The organism is Pseudomonas sp. NPDC098740 (genome assembly GCF_044760065.1).
GTDB lineage: Bacteria > Pseudomonadota > Gammaproteobacteria > Pseudomonadales > Pseudomonadaceae > Aquipseudomonas > Aquipseudomonas rossensis.
In genome coordinates this window covers 365,172-382,629 of record NZ_JBIWAM010000003.1, presented here as the reverse complement: position 1 = coordinate 382,629, position 17,458 = coordinate 365,172, and the positions used below count along the sequence as shown (strand labels likewise).

At 58.8% G+C, this 17,458-nt stretch carries 12 protein-coding genes and 3 rRNA genes; 6 read left to right on the top strand and 9 right to left on the bottom strand.

What is annotated here, in order from left to right:
* From ACIQU2_RS06095 to rrf (ACIQU2_RS06085), 3 genes are all read left to right on the top strand, one after another.
* Positions 1-75 (top strand): 23S ribosomal RNA (locus ACIQU2_RS06095); the annotation flags it as partial.
* Between the two features lie 157 nt (positions 76-232).
* A 5S ribosomal RNA gene (gene rrf, locus ACIQU2_RS06090) occupies positions 233-348 on the top strand.
* Between the two features lie 106 nt (positions 349-454).
* Positions 455-570: ribosomal RNA gene (rrf, locus tag ACIQU2_RS06085) — 5S ribosomal RNA — on the top strand.
* 162 nt (positions 571-732) lie between these two features.
* Here rrf (ACIQU2_RS06085) and ACIQU2_RS06080 read toward each other — a convergent pair.
* The 3 genes from ACIQU2_RS06080 to ACIQU2_RS06070 form a co-directional block, all read right to left on the bottom strand.
* A complete protein-coding gene (locus tag ACIQU2_RS06080) occupies positions 733-3,234 on the bottom strand; it encodes a TonB-dependent siderophore receptor (protein ID WP_403139391.1) in 2,502 nt (833 codons plus the stop codon).
* Positions 3,235-3,322: 88 nt separating this feature from the next.
* Positions 3,323-4,336, bottom strand: coding sequence for a FecR family protein (locus ACIQU2_RS06075; protein ID WP_347805324.1), 1,014 nt, complete (start codon positions 4,334-4,336; stop codon positions 3,323-3,325).
* Positions 4,336-4,836, bottom strand: a complete 501-nt coding sequence (locus ACIQU2_RS06070) for a sigma-70 family RNA polymerase sigma factor (RefSeq protein ID WP_403139390.1) — start codon at positions 4,834-4,836, stop codon at positions 4,336-4,338. Before ACIQU2_RS06070 ends, ACIQU2_RS06075 begins: the two co-directional genes overlap by 1 nt.
* A 313-nt stretch (positions 4,837-5,149) precedes the next feature.
* Here ACIQU2_RS06070 and ACIQU2_RS06065 point away from each other — a divergent pair, with 313 nt between their 5' ends.
* Positions 5,150-7,030 (top strand): methyl-accepting chemotaxis protein, encoded by a 1,881-nt coding sequence (locus tag ACIQU2_RS06065; protein WP_403139389.1) that lies wholly within the window; start codon positions 5,150-5,152, stop codon positions 7,028-7,030.
* Between the two features lie 57 nt (positions 7,031-7,087).
* On the opposite strand, the gene ACIQU2_RS06060 is transcribed toward ACIQU2_RS06065, so the two are convergent.
* The 5 genes from ACIQU2_RS06060 to ACIQU2_RS06040 all read right to left on the bottom strand — a co-directional run bounded on the left by ACIQU2_RS06060 (position 7,088) and on the right by ACIQU2_RS06040 (position 14,108).
* Positions 7,088-7,555, bottom strand: a complete 468-nt coding sequence (locus tag ACIQU2_RS06060) for an SRPBCC family protein (RefSeq protein ID WP_403139388.1) — start codon at positions 7,553-7,555, stop codon at positions 7,088-7,090.
* A gap of 31 nt (positions 7,556-7,586) precedes the next feature.
* Positions 7,587-11,003 carry an amino acid adenylation domain-containing protein gene (locus tag ACIQU2_RS06055; RefSeq protein ID WP_403139387.1) on the bottom strand — a complete coding sequence of 1,139 codons (3,417 nt, stop codon included), beginning with the start codon at positions 11,001-11,003 and terminating at the stop codon, positions 7,587-7,589.
* Between the two features lie 13 nt (positions 11,004-11,016).
* The gene (locus ACIQU2_RS06050) at positions 11,017-11,946 is read right to left on the bottom strand and encodes a diiron oxygenase (RefSeq protein ID WP_403139385.1); all 930 of its coding nucleotides are present in this window, start codon (positions 11,944-11,946) and stop codon (positions 11,017-11,019) included.
* The gene (locus ACIQU2_RS06045) at positions 11,943-12,719 is read right to left on the bottom strand and encodes a DUF3050 domain-containing protein (protein ID WP_347805330.1); all 777 of its coding nucleotides are present in this window, start codon (positions 12,717-12,719) and stop codon (positions 11,943-11,945) included. The genes ACIQU2_RS06050 and ACIQU2_RS06045 overlap by 4 nt, the downstream gene beginning before the upstream one ends.
* Before the next feature lie 678 nt (positions 12,720-13,397).
* Positions 13,398-14,108, bottom strand: a complete 711-nt coding sequence (locus ACIQU2_RS06040) for a GntR family transcriptional regulator (protein ID WP_403139383.1) — start codon at positions 14,106-14,108, stop codon at positions 13,398-13,400.
* A gap of 233 nt (positions 14,109-14,341) precedes the next feature.
* On the opposite strand from ACIQU2_RS06040, the gene lapG reads away from it, so the two are divergent.
* Entirely contained in the window at positions 14,342-15,034 is a 693-nt protein-coding gene (lapG, locus tag ACIQU2_RS06035) for a cysteine protease LapG (RefSeq protein WP_033056174.1), read from the top strand.
* A gap of 14 nt (positions 15,035-15,048) precedes the next feature.
* Positions 15,049-16,995, top strand: coding sequence for a cyclic di-GMP receptor LapD (lapD, locus tag ACIQU2_RS06030; RefSeq protein WP_403139381.1), 1,947 nt, complete (start codon positions 15,049-15,051; stop codon positions 16,993-16,995).
* Positions 16,996-17,107: 112 nt separating this feature from the next.
* Here lapD and ACIQU2_RS06025 read toward each other — a convergent pair whose 3' ends face one another.
* On the bottom strand, positions 17,108-17,446 hold the full coding sequence (locus ACIQU2_RS06025; RefSeq protein ID WP_403139379.1) for a tryptophan synthase subunit beta: 339 nt from the start codon (positions 17,444-17,446) through the stop codon (positions 17,108-17,110).
* Positions 17,447-17,458: the final 12 nt, after the last annotated feature.

The window sequence follows — 17,458 nt, the reverse complement described above, 5'->3', positions numbered from 1 at the left end:
CGTTGATAGGTTGGGTGTGTAAGCGCTGTGAGGCGTTGAGCTAACCAATACTAATTGCCCGTGAGGCTTGACCATATAACACCCAAGCAATTTGCGAACTCGAAAGAGGCCAGATTGCGGTGTGTGAAGACGAAACGAACCGAAAGTTCGAGATACTCACAAAACACCAAACTATCGCATACCCATTCGCTGGAGCGTGATCCGCAAGGAGAACGACCTGGCTACCGAATTTCTTGACGACCATAGAGCATTGGAACCACCTGATCCCATCCCGAACTCAGCAGTGAAACGATGCATCGCCGATGGTAGTGTGGGGTTTCCCCATGTGAGAGTAGGTCATCGTCAAGATTAAATTCCGAAACCCCTATCTGCGTATGCAGGTAGGGGTTTTGTTTTAGTAGAAGTCACCAATTTTGCTGGCACGTTACGCTGTAACGGGCTGGTCACAGAATTTCTTGACGACCATAGAGCATTGGAACCACCTGATCCCATCCCGAACTCAGCAGTGAAACGATGCATCGCCGATGGTAGTGTGGGGTTTCCCCATGTGAGAGTAGGTCATCGTCAAGATTGAATTCCGAAACCCCTGTCTGCTAACGCAGACAGGGGTTTTGTCGTTCTGGGCTCGCTAAACGCTCAGAAACGCCATCGCCAAACCAGGAAAATGTTCCCGCAAAAACGACAAAACCAGCCCCCGGATTCAGGCGCTGGCTTTGTTGGAGTGATGAGTGATTAGAACTGGTAGCTCACTGTCGCGGCGACATTCCGTTCTTCGCCCAAGTAGCAGAAGTTCAGGCTGGCACAGGAGGCCACGTAGGACTCATTCGTCAGGTTGTTCGCATTCAGGCGAACATCCACGTCCTTCAACCCTACTTTGCCTAAGTCGTAACCAACAGACGCATCGAACAGCGTGTAGGACGGCACCTTCATGGTGTTTTCCGCGTCGGCCCAGCTATAGCCGACATATCGCACACCACCACCCAATCGCAGACCATCGAGTGCCGCGCTGTCGAACTTGTAGTCAGCCCAGATCGAAGCCATATGCCGTGGCGCCTGGGTCGGCGAGTTGCCCTTGTTCTCGATCACGTCCGTGGCCGTGCTCAAGGTGCTGATCATCGACTTCGAGTACTCAATGTCGGTGAAGGTGTAGCTGCTGAGCACTTTAAAGTTGTCAGTCAGCTGCATGTGCGCTTCCAGTTCCAGGCCCTGGGAGCGGACTGCACCTACGGCGCGATAGAAGTTTTCCTGCGGCAGTTTGGTCGCCAGGTTCTCCTGATCGATGCGGAACAGCGACGCGGTGAGCAAGTTATCGGTGCCCGGCGGTTGGTACTTCAGGCCCACCTCCCACTGAGTGCCATCGGTCGGTGCCAGGGGATTACCCGCACTGTCCGAGTAAGAGTTCGGGTTGAACGACTCGGAATAACTGATGTAAGGCGCAATGCCGTTATCAAACAGGTACAGCGCCCCGGCGCGACCAGTCAGCTTGGTGCGTTTGTCACTGATTTCAGTGCCCACCGGCCGGCCGGTTTCAGCCAGCCGATTCTCATCGGACGTTTCGACCCAGTCTTGGCGTAGCCCGAGCGAGAAGCGCCACTTGTCCATCTCGATCAGGTCTTGCAGGTACACACCGGTTTGTTCCAGGCGACGCAGATAACTGGTCGGACTGTAGAATTCGATATCCGAATTTCCATACACCGGGTTGAACGCATCAATCGGTGCCAGACCACCGCTGGTCCAGTCGACCACGGTTTTGCGACGCTGGTAGTCCGCGCCCATCAGCACGGTGTGTTTGGTTGCACCGGTGAAGAACTCTGCTTGCAGCATGTTATCGACAATGACCGCGTGAAGTTTCTCGTCGCCACCGGTGTAATAACGATTCAACTCACTACTGGTCGGTGTGGTCCAGCCATAGGCATAGACCTGATCCAGCTTCACTTTGGAGTCGAGGTAACGGAAGTTCTGCCGTGCAGTAAACACGTCATTGAAACGGTGCTCAAACTGATAACCGAAGGACTGCTGATCACGCTGGAAGCCGTCAATGCTCGGTTCACCTTCGAAGAAGTGTGGGGAGATCCGATTCCCATTGCGCTGATGAATTGTGCCGTCGGCCGGCACGCCACCGTGATAACCGCCGTCCGGATCGTGTTGCAAATACGCTTGCAGGGTCAGCGAGGTATCTTCAGTGAAATCGATGCTCACCGTAGGCGCGAGGGCGAAGCGTTTTTCTTTGTTGTGATCGAACTGTGTGTCGGACTGATCCGCCAGCCCTGTCAGGCGATAGGCGATGCGTTTGTCATCATCCACAGGGCCGCTGAAGTCGAAACCCATACCGCGCTGACCCTGGGTGCCCACTGTGGCTTGGACCTGGTGATAAGCCTCATACAGCGGCCTCTTGCTGGTCAGCGCCACCAGGCCGCCGGGTGAGCTGCGACCGTAGAGCACCGATGACGGCCCTTTGAGAATATCGACGCGCTCCAGGAAGTACGGGTCTACCTGCATGGTGCTGTAGGTGCCACTGTCCCCCATGGACTTCAAGCCATCCAGATAGATGTTATCCACTGAACCATCGTTGAAGCCGCGCAGCGCCACGTAGTCATAGCGGTGGGTTGCGCCGTAAGGGTTGGTCAGCACGCCGGGGGTGTAACGCATGGCCTGGGACACGGTTTGCGAACCTTGATCGTCCATTTGCTCGCGGGTCACCACGGAGACACTTTGCGAAGTTTCCAGCAACGAGGTACTGGTCTTGGTGGCGATCTGGCTATGCGTCGCGTTGTAGCCGTCCATGCTGCCCAGAGCGTTACCGAGGGCAAAGCCTTTGATGTCGGTAGTGGGCAATGCCAGCGCTTCGGTATCGGCGACCGGGCGCAACACGTAGCTACTGCCATCCGGACTCACGGCCTCCAAACCCGAACCGCTGAGCAAACGACGCAGTGCCTGATCCGCCGAATACTCGCCCTGCACGCCGGGTGACTGAAGGCCCCCGGTTTGCGAAGGCGTCGTCGACAAGGTAATCCCCGCCTGACGCGCAAACTGGTTGAGCACATCGCTCAAGGGGCCCGCGGCAATGGTGTAGCGGTGACTGCTGACCTCGCTGCCCTCTGCCGCTAGGCCTAGTGTCGGCAACACGCCGACACCCAGCGCGGTAGAGAACAACGCAACGCGTACGGCGTAGCGCAGGACGCCTGAATCGGCGGCGAAATGAAGAGGGTTCTTACTGGTGGCGCGCACAGTCATTGTAGGTTTCCGTAGGAAGTCGCTGAGGTCAGGATTGAAGTGCTTGCTGACTAAGCCGGACTTGCCCGGAAAACCCGCCAAAAATAATTCAGGCCTGTCGCTCCAGCGTCACCCACCAGCGAGTGCGATAGCGCAGTTGCACCGGCAGAGTTTGCGGCAGGATGGCCAGCAACCTGTCGGTATTCTCCAGTCGGAAAACCCCGGACAGCCGCAAGTCGGCAATGTCCGCTGAGCACGTCAGATACCCGTGGCGATAGCGTCCGACTTCATCAAGGAAATCCCCCAGCCGCATATTGCGAGTCACGATCAGCCCATCGATCCAAGTGCCGGCATCCATGTCCAGCGGCGGTGCCAAACGCGCTCGGCGGTGATCGATCAGATAGTTCTGCCCGGCCTGTACCTGGGTCGGCGTGCCATCCGCAGCAAGTGGTGAATGTATGAGGACCCTGCCGCCGGTAACACTGAGCCGCGTGCAGTCGTCGTCCTGCCGCAGGATGAAACGTGCCCCCACGCCTTCATACACACCTTGGCGACTTTGCACCCGCAGCGGTCGATCAAACGGAGATCCTTCGTCGATCCCGCCGCACGTCACGATGATCTCGCCGCGAGTCAGTTTGATCAGCCGCTGCTGCGCGTTGTAATCCAGATCCACTGCACTGGCGGTGTTGAGTTCCAGTCGTGTGCCGTCGGGCAATTGGAAACCGCGCCGTTCGCCCGTGGCGGTGGCGAAATCGGCGGACCACTGTTGCCAGCCCACTGCATCTTTGCCCAGCCACGCCGCCGACCCCATCAGCAACGCCCCCGACAGCAGCTTCAAGGCCTGGCGGCGTCCCAGTCCCTGAGCGCTGTTTTCCAACGTATTGAAGGCCACTTGAGCACCGGGTACTGCCCGCAGGTTGCTGCTCAATTCAGCTTGCAGCGACTGCACCCGTTGCCAGGCCAGTTCGTGTTCATGGTGTTCGGCCCGCCAGACCTCGCATTGCTGACGTAGCCTGGAATTAGCCGAGTTGTTACGCAGACGCAGCAGCCAATGGATGGCTTGTTTGACCACCTGCTGGTGCGGTTCACCGCGCCGATTCAGCGACAAGTTATCCACAGGCATCACGTTTCATACCGCAGCACATAGCAGTGATACAGCGCGTCGGCCACATAGCGTTCCACCGAACGCAGAGACAAGCCCATCTGCTGGGCGATGTGTTTGTGGGTAAGCCCTTCGCACTGCGCCAGCAGAAACGCCTGACGAACTTTCGGCTTCAGGCCTTCGAGCATGCGCGCGATGCTTTCCAGCAACTCAAGCACTAATGCCCGCGCTTCGACGCTCGGGGTTTCGGACTCGGGCAAATGGGCGATGGTTTCCAGGTAGGCGCGTTCGATTTCTTCACGGCGCCAATGGTCGATCACCAGCCCACGGGCGATCGTTCGAAGAAAGGCGCGGGGAGCCTTGAGCTCCAAGCGTTCGGTTCTGTGCAGCAGACGCACAAACGTGTCCTGAGCCAGGTCCGCCGCATCGGCTGCATTACCCAATCGTGCGCGCAGCCACGTGTTGAGCCAACCGTGATGGCTACTGTAAAGCGCCTGTACTGCAAACTCAGGTGAGGACATGAACGCGACAGCCCGAACGCCACAAATGATAATTAGTCGCATTGTCATCAAGGGTTGGGGAATTTGCAACTGCCGTACGAACAACCGTCATCACAAAAAGACTGAGCCGGCGCTCTGGCACGCCGTTCGGCGGGTATCTGACACGAATGCCGACCATTTCGTACAAACGCCTAAGTTTTCTCCGATTTGTGCCGACAGCCTGATGAGACATGCGTGCACCAAAGTAGAGCGGCCACAGATCCTGCCTGCGCTGTTACATGGAATGTTGCAACCCGGAACGCATCCCCACTTTTTGCATAAGAAGTCCCATGAAATGAATCTCAAATTCAGCCATAAAATCCTTCTAGCCGCCTCCGGCGTCGTGGTGCTGGCTTTTGCGTTGTTCACTTTGTACAACGACTATCTGCAGCGAAACACCATCCGTCAAAACCTTGAATCGAGCGTCCAGCAGGCCGGCGATCTGACCGCCAGCAGCGTGCAGAACTGGATGAGCGGCCGCGTGCTGGTGTTGGAAAACCTCGCGCAAAACGTCGCCCATCAAGGCGCCAATGCCGACCTCCCGGGGCTGGTCAATCAACCGGCCCTGACCTCGAACTTCCAGTTCACCTACGTGGGCCAGGCCAACGGCGTGTTTACTCAGCGCCCGGACGCGAAGATGCCTGACGGTTACGATCCGCGTCAGCGTCCCTGGTACAAACAGGCCGTGGCTGCCGACAAGACCATGCTGACCCCGCCTTACATGGCTGCCGTCGGTGGCTTGGTGGTGACCATCGCCCTGCCGGTGAAAAAGAACGGCGAGTTACTCGGTGTGGTCGGTGGTGACCTGAGCCTGGAAACGCTGGTGAAGATCATCAACTCGGTGGACTTCGGTGGCATCGGCCACGCATTCCTGGTCAGCGCCGACGGTCAGGTAATCGTCAGCCCGGACAAGGATCAGGTGATGAAAAACCTGAAGGACATCTACCCGAACGCCGGCGTGCGCATCGAGAAGGGCAATCAGGAAGTCACCCTGAACAAGCAGGACCGTATCCTTTCGTTCACGCCGGTCAGTGGTTTGCCGAATGCCGAGTGGTACATCGGTCTGTCGATCGACAAGGACAAGGCCTACGCACCACTCAGCCAGTTCCGCACTTCTGCGCTGATCGCGATGTTCATCGCCGTGACGGCCATTGCCGTGCTGCTGAGCCTGCTGATCAACGTGCTGATGCGTCCGCTGACCACCATGGGCCGTGCGATGCAAGACATTGCTCAAGGTGAGGGCGATCTGACTCGACGTCTGGCCGTGGAAAGCAAAGACGAATTCGGCGAGCTGGGCGGTTCTTTCAATCAGTTCGTGGAGCGAATTCACGCGTCGATTTCCGAAGTGTCGTCGGCCACCCGTCAGGTTCATGACCTGTCGCAACGGGTGATGGCTTCGTCCAACGCTTCGATCGTCGGCTCTGACGAGCAAAGCGCCCGCACCAACAGCGTGGCCGCGGCGATCAACCAGCTGGGCGCCGCCACCCAGGAAATCGCCCGCAACGCCGCCGATGCTTCCCAGCACGCCAGCGGCGCGAGCGAGCAGGCTGATGATGGTCGTCAGGTGGTGGAGAAAACCATTCTGGCGATGACCGAGTTGTCGCAGAAAATCAGCCTGTCCTGCACGCAAATCGAAACCCTGAACGCCAGCACCGACAACATCGGGCACATTCTGGATGTGATCAAAGGCATCTCCCAGCAGACCAACTTGCTCGCGCTCAACGCGGCCATCGAAGCGGCTCGCGCCGGTGAAGCCGGTCGTGGTTTTGCGGTGGTGGCGGACGAGGTGCGTAACCTCGCTCACCGCACTCAGGAATCGGCGGAGGAGATCCACAAGATGATCACCTCGCTGCAGATCGGTTCTCGCGAAGCGGTGACCACCATGAACGCCAGTCAGGTCTCCAGCGAGCAGAGCGTCGAAGTGGCGAACCAGGCCGGTCTGCGACTGGTCAGCGTGACCCAGCGCATCGGCGAAATCGACGGCATGAACCAGTCGGTGGCCGCGGCGACCGAAGAGCAGACGGCGGTCGTGGAAACCCTCAACGTGGACGTTAACCAGATCAACCTGCTGAACCAGCAGAGCGTGGCCAACCTCAATGAAACGTTGAAGGATTGCGATGCGTTGTCCCTGCAGGCGAACCGATTGAAGCAGTTGGTCGACAGCTTCAAAATCTGATCAAACGATGTTATAGAAGCCCGCTGTGGAGTTATCCACAGCGGGCTTTTTCATGCTTTACGCAAACAGCTTCAACACATTGTTCATAGAGTCATCGGCAAAGCCCTGCACGAAATCCTTGAACCCAGGCAGTGCCTCGGCGCCGCCCTGTGCGGGTTCGGCGATGATGGTCCAGGTCGCCCGCGACTGACTTTCCCCCAGCGGTTCAACACTCATCGCCGCCCACAAATTGGCCACGCCCAAGGTGTTGTAAATCGTGGTCCAGGTCATGTTCAGCGCCTGGTCATCCCGGGAGTTGAGTTGCTCGACCACCAGGTTGCCGTCCTTGAAGAATTTCTTGCGCAGGGACGATACGCCTTCGCCGGTCATCTCGATGTGCGACAGCGCCGGAATGAATTGATCGAAGCCGGCAAAGTTACCGACCACCGCCCAGACCTTCTTGGCATCGGCCGGCACTTCCACCGAGGACACCACGTGGCAGCCTTGAGGGTTTTTGATCAGGGTATCGGGTTGCAGAGTGCTCATGGTCTTGCTCCATTCTTGGGGTTGGGTTGAATCAGATGAAGTTGATTTCTTTGAGGTAGTCGCAGCCGCGACGAAGCAGCGCCGGGGATTTTTCCGGGTAATGCGCGCCCATCTGCCGCACGCCCGCCTGGGCGTTGGCGTGGCCGATCATTGAGATGTCGCCGATGTCTTCCTCGAAGCCGTTGAGGTAGAAACCGAGCACGCCGAACAACGCGTTGTCGCTGTCGACCCGGCCCAGTTGCTGCTGCCAGTCGGCGACGCTGACCATGGAAAACTCCCGACCCGCCTCACGAAATGATGCGACGTAGGCATCCCAGCTCAGAGGTTCGGGGTTGTGCAGGTTGAACACCGCTTTTTCGGGTGAATAACGGCTGGCATGGAAGGCGATGAACCGGGCGAGAAAGTCCACCGGCATCAGGTCGAAATTCAGCGCGAACTCCGGCACCTGGCCGAGCTGGATCGAGCCTTTGAGCATCAGCATCAAGCGATTCTTGTGAGGCTGGCAGACACCGGTGAGGCTGTTGAAACTGATGTTGCCGGGGCGATAAAGATTGACCCGTACGCCACGTTCGCGAGCGCGTTCGAGGATCCGCTCACCGACCCATTTGGACAGGTTGTAGCCGTTCTTGATGTAGATCGGCGGGGTCTGCGCGGCGGGCAATTCCAGCACCCGGCCATCGGCGGCAATCGTGCTGGAAGCCGAAAGCGTCGAGACGAAATTGAAGATCTTCTTGCTGCGCCCTTCACACAACCTAAGGCACTCGAAAATCGGCTCGACGTTGTCCCGCGCCAGCGACTCGTAATCGAGTACGTGATTGACGTTGGCGGCGTTGTGCACCAACGCGCCGAACTGCCGATCCAGTCGCTCGTAAACATCCGCTTCGAGCCCCAATGACGGACGCGTAATGTCCGCCGCATAAACCCGTACCCGACTCAGGTCCAGATGGTCCAGGCGGTTTTCTCGCAGCGCATGGGCAAAACGCTCGGCCGCCGATTGCCCACCGCCGTCGCGCACCAGGCAGGCGACTTCGCTGGCGCCCCAGGCGAGCAACGCTTCGACGATGTGCACGCCGACAAAGCTGTTGGCGCCGGTAACGATTACCTTGTGCACATCGCCCATGCGGTTGACTGGCAACGTCTGGATATCCAGTTCCCGGAAGGCATCGGCCAAGGCCTTTTCACTCAATACTTCTTCGGTGCCGGAGCCGCGCACCAAGGTCGCCAACTTGGCAATGGTCGGCAATTCGATGAAGCGGTTAATCGAGATGCTGCGACCGAACTCTTCCCGCAAACGCAAGAGCATGCGTGACAGCAGGATCGAGTGGCCGCCCAGGTTGAAGAAACTTTCGTCGGTGGAAATATCGCTGGCCGGCAGCTCCAGCAGCTCGGCCCAGATATCCAGCAGCAGCGCCTCATCGGCACTGGCGGGCAAACGCCGCAACGTGTTTTCGGAGACATTCACGGGCATTGCCAGCAGCGCCTTGCGGTCGACCTTGCCGTTGCTGGCGAACGGCATGCTCGGCAGTTCGGTCCACGCGGTGGGCTGCATGTAATCCGGTAGAAACTGTTTCGCGTGAGCCTTCAGCGCTTCGCGAGCGGTGCCGGGTTGATCCTCCTGAGGCTGCGCGAGGAAGGCCAGAATCCGTCGATGGCTGTCGATGACCACTGCCACCTGGCGGTACAACTGACTGTCGCGCAGGCAGCGTTCGATCTCTTCCGGCTCGACGCGAAAGCCGCGAATCTTCACCTGATTGTCCCGCCGTCCGCACAGCTCGATGCCGTCGCGAGTCCACTTCGCCATGTCGCCGGTGCGGTAGGCGCGCAGGCTCTGGCCATTCGGCAGGCTCAGGTTCAGATAACGTTCGGCGGTCTGCTGCGGGTTGTTCAGGTAGCCCAGGCACACGCCCGGCCCGACGATGTACAACTCACCGACGGTTTGCTCGGCCACCGGTTGAAAATCCTCATCGAGAATCAGCACCTGACTGTTAGCGATTGGCGCGCCGAGGGTGCGGTTGCTGTCGCCGGTGCGCAGTTGCCGCGCGGTAATCAACACCGTCGCTTCGGTCGGGCCATAGAGGTTGTAGAGGTTGCCCTGACGGGTGAGCTGCTCAATGACGTAGGGTTCGCAGACATCGCCGCCGGTCATCACATGATCGAGGCATTGCAATTGATCCAGCGGCAGGATGCTCAACAACGCCGGCGGTAAAAAGGCGTGACTCAGTTGTTGATGGCGGATCAGCTCGACCAGTTGCAACGGATCGCGGCGCTGATCGTCGCCGGGCACGATCAGTTCGGCGCCCTGGAGCAGGGTCGGGAAAATATCGATCAGCGACGAGTCGAAACTCAATGACGAAAATTGCAGCACCCGACTCTGCTCGGTCAGCTGCACGTAGTCGGCGTACCACGCGGTGAAATGGGCGAGGTTGGCCTGGCTGAGCAACACGCCTTTGGGATGTCCGGTGGTGCCCGAGGTGTAGAGCGCCATGCACGGCGCATCTGGGTCGGGTCGTTGGCGCATCAAGGGTTGATCGAGATCCACATCACCGATGTCGATGCGGCTGATGTCGAGTCCCGGCATTTGCGCCGCGAGCGGGTGCTCACCGTCATGCAGCAGCAAGACTGCCCCGGCGTTTTCCAGAATGTATTGCTGGCGTTGCAGGGGATGGCTCGGCTCCAGCGGCAGGTACACTGCGCCACTGCCAAGAATCGCGAGAATCCCCGCATACAACGCGCTGCATTTCGGCAGGCAGATCCCGATCACCAACGGCCCGCGATGCTGCGCGAGCAACGGCTGCAAACGCTGCTGGATGGCGCGGCTGTGGGTGTGCAAATGCCGATAGCTCAGGGACGTGCCGGCAATGTTCAGCGCGGGTCGTTCGGCACACTGGATGAAGCGCTGCTCCAGGCGCTCGATCATCGGGATTTGGCTGAGCTCCAGCAGCGCGGGCGCCGCCGTGAGGTTGAGCCGATGGAAAAACGCGAGGTTCTCCAAGTAGAGCAAGTTTTCCACGTGCTCGAAGCGAGCGGGAACAGCAGGGTCGGCCAGCAGAAAATAGTCGGCATCGCGGGAGTAACGGCTGACCAGCAGCGCCACGTGATCGACCAGCTCCTCCACTGCTCGCAGACGCAATGCCTGGCCATTGCCCGAAGGTTCGTCGGTGATCGGCACGCGAGTGAACAGCGTCGAACCGTACATGCACAGCATGTCCAGCGGCGGCAGGCCAGAAATCCCAGGCACACCGATACCCAGTTGCAGCGTCAGTCGCGGTGCATCGCCGACGTCTTGAACAGGCAGGCTGGCGTCGTCGATCAGCAAATCAGCGTTACCCAACGGCTGCTCGTCGACGGCTGTCAGGCGCACCAGAGAATGACCGTGTTGTTCAAGTTCCAGCGCCAGGTCGGTCAAGAACTGGCTTTGTCCAATGAGCAGAATGTCGAGACGTCTCATGATGGGCTCCTCGTTAAACCAGGTAATCGCTGAGGGCGTCTTGCACGCACGGCGAATCGAGCAGCGAACTGCTGCGGAAAAACCGCACGATGTTGGCGACCAGCGGGTGATGGCGATTGATCGGGAAGGCCAGCCCCGACACTTCGCTCTTGAGGGCGTGGCGTGCGCCATCGCTGATCTGCAAAGACTCGATCAGGCGGAAGTCGAACGACTTCTGGATGTCGTTGGTCAGGTAATGGCCAATGAACACCGGCAGGATGTGCGCGATGCATTGGCGGTCGTCTTCGCTCGCGGTGTGCCAGTAGATGCGCACCAGCCGCGCCCAGAATCCGGAGTGGCGACCTTCGTCGAGCAAGTGGTCGGCCATCAGGCCCTTGATCGACTGCTTGACCGTGTCGTCCTTGGCGAACGCCGCAACATCGCCGGTCACGGTGTTCTCGGCGATGGCCACGCAGATCAATTCCACGGCGCTGCGCAAGTGTTCCGGCGCAAGTGCCACGGCCGCTGGAATGGCCCGGCTGAGTTCGATTTCATCCGGCAGTTCGATGGGCGTGATGCCGGTCATGGCGACGGTCTGTTGCATGAAATCCATTGCCACGAGTGCGTGGTAATCCTCGTCCACCACCACGGTCATGGCGTCGTAGCGGCAGGCAAACGGGAAGGCCACGGCGAAGCGATTCTTGGCGATGCTGCGGGCGGTCTTGTCGACGATTTCGGTTTCGAAAATCACCACGTCGTTGATGAATTTGTAGAGCGTCTGCACCAGCGCAAAGTCGCGTTGCTCCGGGCATTCGCGCAGGAACGTTTCGCTCAGCACCAACGGTTGGCGGCTCAACGGGTAGATCAGCTTGTCGTCGTTCTCCAGCACACGCCGGGGGCGGGTACGGATGGTCGCGCGGCTTTCCCAGGCATCGGCGAAGGATTGGTAGTCGGCGGCGTTCATGCGTTCACCTCTGCAACCGGTTCGCTCATGCTCAGGCGCAGGCCGTCCCACAGGGCGATGCGACTTTCGACGGCGGCGATGGCGCTGGCGTAGACGTCTTCTTCGCGTTGTGGATCGCCGTCGACCAGCCGGGCGAGGAGTTTTTCAGCGGCGGGGCCGTGGTCTTCGGAATCGACTTCGATGTGGCGTTCGAGGTAGTAACGGAAGGTCGGCGCCTGTTCGATGCCGATGCCCCAGTCATCAAGAATTCGCTGGAACATCTGCGGGATGACGCTCTCGCGACCATGCAGAAATGCCGCCGCAACGCTGTGCCCCGGCGCATGCAACGCGGTGTGCAACGTGTTGCGCACGAACTGCGCTGCCGCCGGATCGACGTCCACGCTTTGCAGTGCCACGTCGTAACTCACGCCTTCTTTTTGCAGCGCGACGAAGCGTTCGACCACCGCCGTGCTGGCGCCGACTTCGCGCATGGCATCCAGGTACAACTCGAAATGGCTGTAGTGACCCTGGGCTGGGCGATCATCGGACTCCTCACCCAGCACAATTTCATTGATCAGCCGAGCCGCTTGCGGGTCTCTTGGCGGCAACCAGGGCAGTTGCACGCAGGTGAGCTCCTGTTGCAGACGTTTGGTCAGCGACATGAAATCCCACACCGCAAAGACATGGGTTTCCATGAAACGTTGAAGCACCGACAGCGAATGGATTTCGGAGAAGATCGGATGCGCACTAAGTTCTGCTTTCTTCTGGTTGAGGCGGTCTTTATTCGTTTTCATGAGTGAGCCTATAAGTGAACTGGAAATGCCGTTGGGGGTGTTTGATAAGTAAGCGGTCGTTAGTGTGAACTTTTGTTGGCGAGCGGATGCCTCAAGCGAATTGATATGGTGAATTGCATTAAGTCGTTAAGTGACGGTCTGGCGCCCGTATTCAAGGCGGCGGAGAAAAACTAATACACGAATAAAGTGTCGGGCAAGTTATTTTTATATTATTTGAAAGTTTAACTTTCTGGCGCACGACAAGTTCCAATAAAACTTTTCATCTGAGTTTCATTTGGATGTAGTTACTCCTTCCGGCTTATATAAGTCAGAATTAAAATAAAGAGTGAATGCCTCACTCGAAGCAACTTTCTAACTGAGTCGTTGAAGTGAATTGAGGGGGCGGAAGTTGACTGGGATCAACGCCGGTTCTTCCTTTCCCGTGGCAAGACTCCTTCCGTAGGTTCTTGGTGCGGGGACTGCGCCGCTCGTGCGGTGCGTCGCCCGTTCATTATTTGTTGGCAGCCCAAGAGTGAGCGTAAATCACGACAGCCGCTATCACCGGCGCGTCATCGACTCGGAGTCATTGTGGGTCTTGAGAGGGGTAAATCGAGGGCAGGGCTTTGGGGAGAAGCGCAGCGCAGCGCAGCAAGCGAGAACGAGCAGTTCGATCTGCTCGCTCAGGCTTGCCGGCGCGGTTTACTTGGAGGTTTTCTTGTTCAGCGCGTCGGGGCTGTTGAGGTAGCGTGTGATGACCTCGACGCCCCGGTTGAGGTGATGTTCGAGCAACTTCACCGAGCGTTCGACGTCCCGGTCTTCGACGGCCAGCAAGAGCGCCCGGTGGTCTTCCTGGGACAGTTTGCCCAGGCCCATGGCTTCCAGGTTGAAGCGCAGGAAGCGCTCCTCTTCGTTCAATCCGTCTTCCACCAGCCTCAACAGCCGTTGGTTCGGCGCCTTGCAGTACAGCGCCATGTGGAAGAGCCGATTGAGCCGGCCGATTTCGGTGTAGTTGTTTTCCGTTTCCAGGTCGTCGATATGACGGGCGGCCTGCTCGAAATTCTCCTTCTCGAGCAACGGGATCGACAGGCGCAGGGCTTCGGATTCCAGCAGGATCCGCAGTGCATAGGTTTCCACGGCATCGCCCTGAACCAGCGGCGCGACGACCGCGCCTTTATGAGCGATCACGTTGAGCAGCGCCTGGGCTTCGAGTTGGCGCAAGGCTTCGCGCACCGGCATGCGGCTGACACCGAAAAGATCAGCCAAATCTTGCTGACGCAGAGCGGTGCCGCAGGGAATGCGACCGTCGAGAATGGCCGAACGCAGGGTTTCTTCGATCACCGAGCGTGCCAGATGAGCGGGAATCGGCCCGTTGACCTTGATGCTGTTCAGAGGATTGGGCTTCTGTGTCACAACTACGCACCCTGTTTGACTGAAATAAATTTGGATCCAAGAGGACACTAGTGACTGCCTGACAGGTTGTCAAACGGACAAAAGATCGCAGCCTGCCGTGGCCCCAATGTTTTTAATGACACCTGCCATACAAAGTTTAGCGCGCCAGCAGTGATCTCACCGTGCCATTGTCTTTTACCGGGCTAACCTGCACCATCGACCGATTTCCACCTGCCTGACCTGGATGCCTCGCATTGGCGGTACGTTTCGCGATCCCTCGGACTTTGCGCTGGCTGTGCTGCGCGTTGCTGCTGGCCGGCGTTATGCTGGGCGGGCTGCATGCCGATTGGGATTTTTCGCTGATCAGCCGTCGCGCGCAGGCATTGTACGGGCCTTTGGGCGAAGGACAGCCACGCATTGATGCCTGGCAGCACTTATTGGTCACGCAAAAGCAAGTTGGCGAGCTCGAACAGCTTAAAGTGGTCAACCAGTTCTTCAACAAGCAGATGCGTTACGAGGAAGACATCGACCTGTGGCACGAGGTCGATTATTGGGAAACACCCATCGAGGCCCTTTGGAAGGGCGCCGGCGATTGCGAAGATTACGCGATCGCCAAGTATTTCAGCCTGCGTCATCTCGGTGTTGCCAGTGACAAGCTGCGCATCACGTACGTCAAGGCCTTGCGCCTGAATCGGGCGCACATGGTGTTGACCTACTACTCAAGCCCCGAGGCCATGCCGCTGGTACTCGACAGCCTGATCGATGCGATCAAACCGGCCAGCCAACGAACCGATTTGCTGCCGGTGTACTCTTTTAATGCCGAAGGGTTGTGGTTGCCGGGCGCCAAGGGCAACAAGAAAGTCGGTGACACCAAACGCCTGTCTCGTTGGCAGGATGTGTTGAAGAAAATGCAGGCCGAAGGTTTCCCGGTCGAGACGACTAACTAGGAGCACGCGCTCAGATGTCCTTGTTCAAACAACTGTTGATCGCTATCTGTCTGTTCCTGGTGATCGCCTTCACCGGTAGCTTCGTGGTCAGCCTGGAAAGCTCGCGCACCCAATACGTCAACCAGTTGCGCTCCCACGCTCAGGACGCCGCGACCGCATTGGCGCTGTCCCTGACGCCGAACATCGACGACCCGGCGATGGTCGAGTTGCTAGTCAGTTCAATCTTCGACAGCGGTTATTACGCGAGCATCCGCGTGGTCGATCTCAAGACCGATCAGACCATCGTCGAGCGCAGCGGCATTCCAGCGGTGAATAACGTGCCGGACTGGTTTGTCAAAATGATCGGGCTGGAAGCGGCCGGTGGTGATGCCCTCGTCAGCCGTGGCTGGGAGCAGGCGGCGCGGGTCGAGGTGGTCAGCCATCCGATGTTCGCGTTGGCAAAACTCTGGCAGAGCGCGCTGGGCAGTCTTGGCTGGTTGCTGATCTGCGGTGCGGTGAGTGCGGTGCTGGGTGCGCTGTTGTTGCGCCGGCAACTGAAGCCGCTGGATTACATGGTCAAGCAATCCCACGCCATCGCTCGCCGCGAATTCCTCAGCCTGCCGGAACTGCCGCGCACACCCGAACTGCGCCGCGTGGTGCAGGCCATGAATCAGATGGTCGAGAAGCTCAAGGCGTTGTTTCAGGAGCAGGCCTTGCGTAGTGAGAAGCTGCGGGTCGAATCCTATCAGGACAACCTGACAGGCTTGGCTAATCGTCGCTATTTCGAAATGCAGTTGAACGCCCGGGTGAGCAATCCGGAGCAGGCGAGTTCCGGTTATCTGCTGTTGTTGCGGGTCAAGGACCTGGCCGGGTTGAACCAGCGGTTGGGCGGTCAACGCACTGACCAGTTGTTGAAAGCGGTTGGCGAGCAGCTGTCCCGAGAGTGTGCCAAATACCCGGAAACCCTGAACCTCGTGACGAGGGTTCGCGGCGGCGAGTTCGCCGTGCTGGCGCCGGGGCTGGTGCGCGAAGAAGCACTGCAACTGGCGCAGAACCTCGACAGTGCCTTGGCAAGCCTGCACGCGACGGGCGCTACCGACGTGGCCTCGGTGGCCTCGATCGGGCTTGCGCCGTTTGTTTATGGTGACTCCCCGCAAGCGGTGCTTGGGCTGGGCGATCAGGCGTTGGCTCAGGCGGAAAGCCAGGGTGAACCGAGCTGGGCGTGCCTCGATCACAGCGCCTCGGCTAGCGTCGGTGATGACCATCATGCCTGGCACAACTTGCTGGATCAGGCGTTGGATCAGAAGCGTTTCGAGCTGTATTTCCAGCCGGTGGTGGCCGCTCAGGACACGCAGTTGGTGCTGCATTACAAGGTGCTGTCGCGTCTGATCGACGACGAGGGCCAGACCATTCCCGCCGGGCGCTTCCTGCCGTGGCTCGAGCGCTTTGGCTGGACCGCGCGGTTGGACCGGCTGATGTTGGAGCTGGTACTTGAGCAGATGGCCGACCATGAAGAGTCGCTGGCGCTGAACCTGTCTTCAGCGACGTTGGCCGATCCGCAGGCGTTGAATAAAGTCTTTGAAATCCTGCGTCAGCATTCGAATCTCGGGGAGCGATTGACCCTGGAAATCGGTGAGGAGCAGTTGCCGGAGCAAGCCATGCTGGAAGAACTGACGCGACGCCTTCACGAACTCGGGTTCTCCCTGAGCCTGCAACGCTTTGGCGGGCGCTTCAGCATGATCGGCAACCTGGCGCGGCTTGGGTTGGCGTATTTGAAGATTGATGGCAGTTACATTCGGGCGATTGATCAGGAGGGTGACAAGCGATTGTTCATCGAGGCGATTCAGCGGGCGGCGCACAGCATTGATCTGCCGTTGATTGCCGAACGGGTCGAGACGGAAGGGGAGTTGATGGTGATACGTGAGATGGGGTTGTATGGGGTTCAGGGGCAGTTGTTTGGTGAGCCGAAGCCTTGGCGGTGAGGCTGATGCCGCCATCGCGGGCAAGCCCGCTCCCACAAGGGCAATGCGTAAACCTGTGGGAGCGGGCTTGCCCGCGAAGGCGTCAGTACCGACAACATCGAAGGTTGGGGCCTTAGATCAACCCCGTCTCATCATCATCGATCAATTGGCTCAACCCACCCAGCGCCTCACGGGCCTGGTTCCGATCCATCAGCTTGGCCTGGGCGGCGGCCGGAAGGTCGGTGACGCGGATCACACCCTTGCTGGTCAACACCTGGATCAAGTCGTCGAGTACCCGGATCATTTCCAGGTCGCTCTGCTTGAGCTGTTTGAGGCTGGTTTCCACTACTTCATTGGCATACCAGGCCTGGATTTCATGGTGGTCGGCCGGCAGTGTTTCCGTGGCCTCGGCGTAGGCCGCGGCTTCCACGCGCACTAACTGACCTTGCGCATCGCGTTGCACGTAGAACATTGAACATCCCTC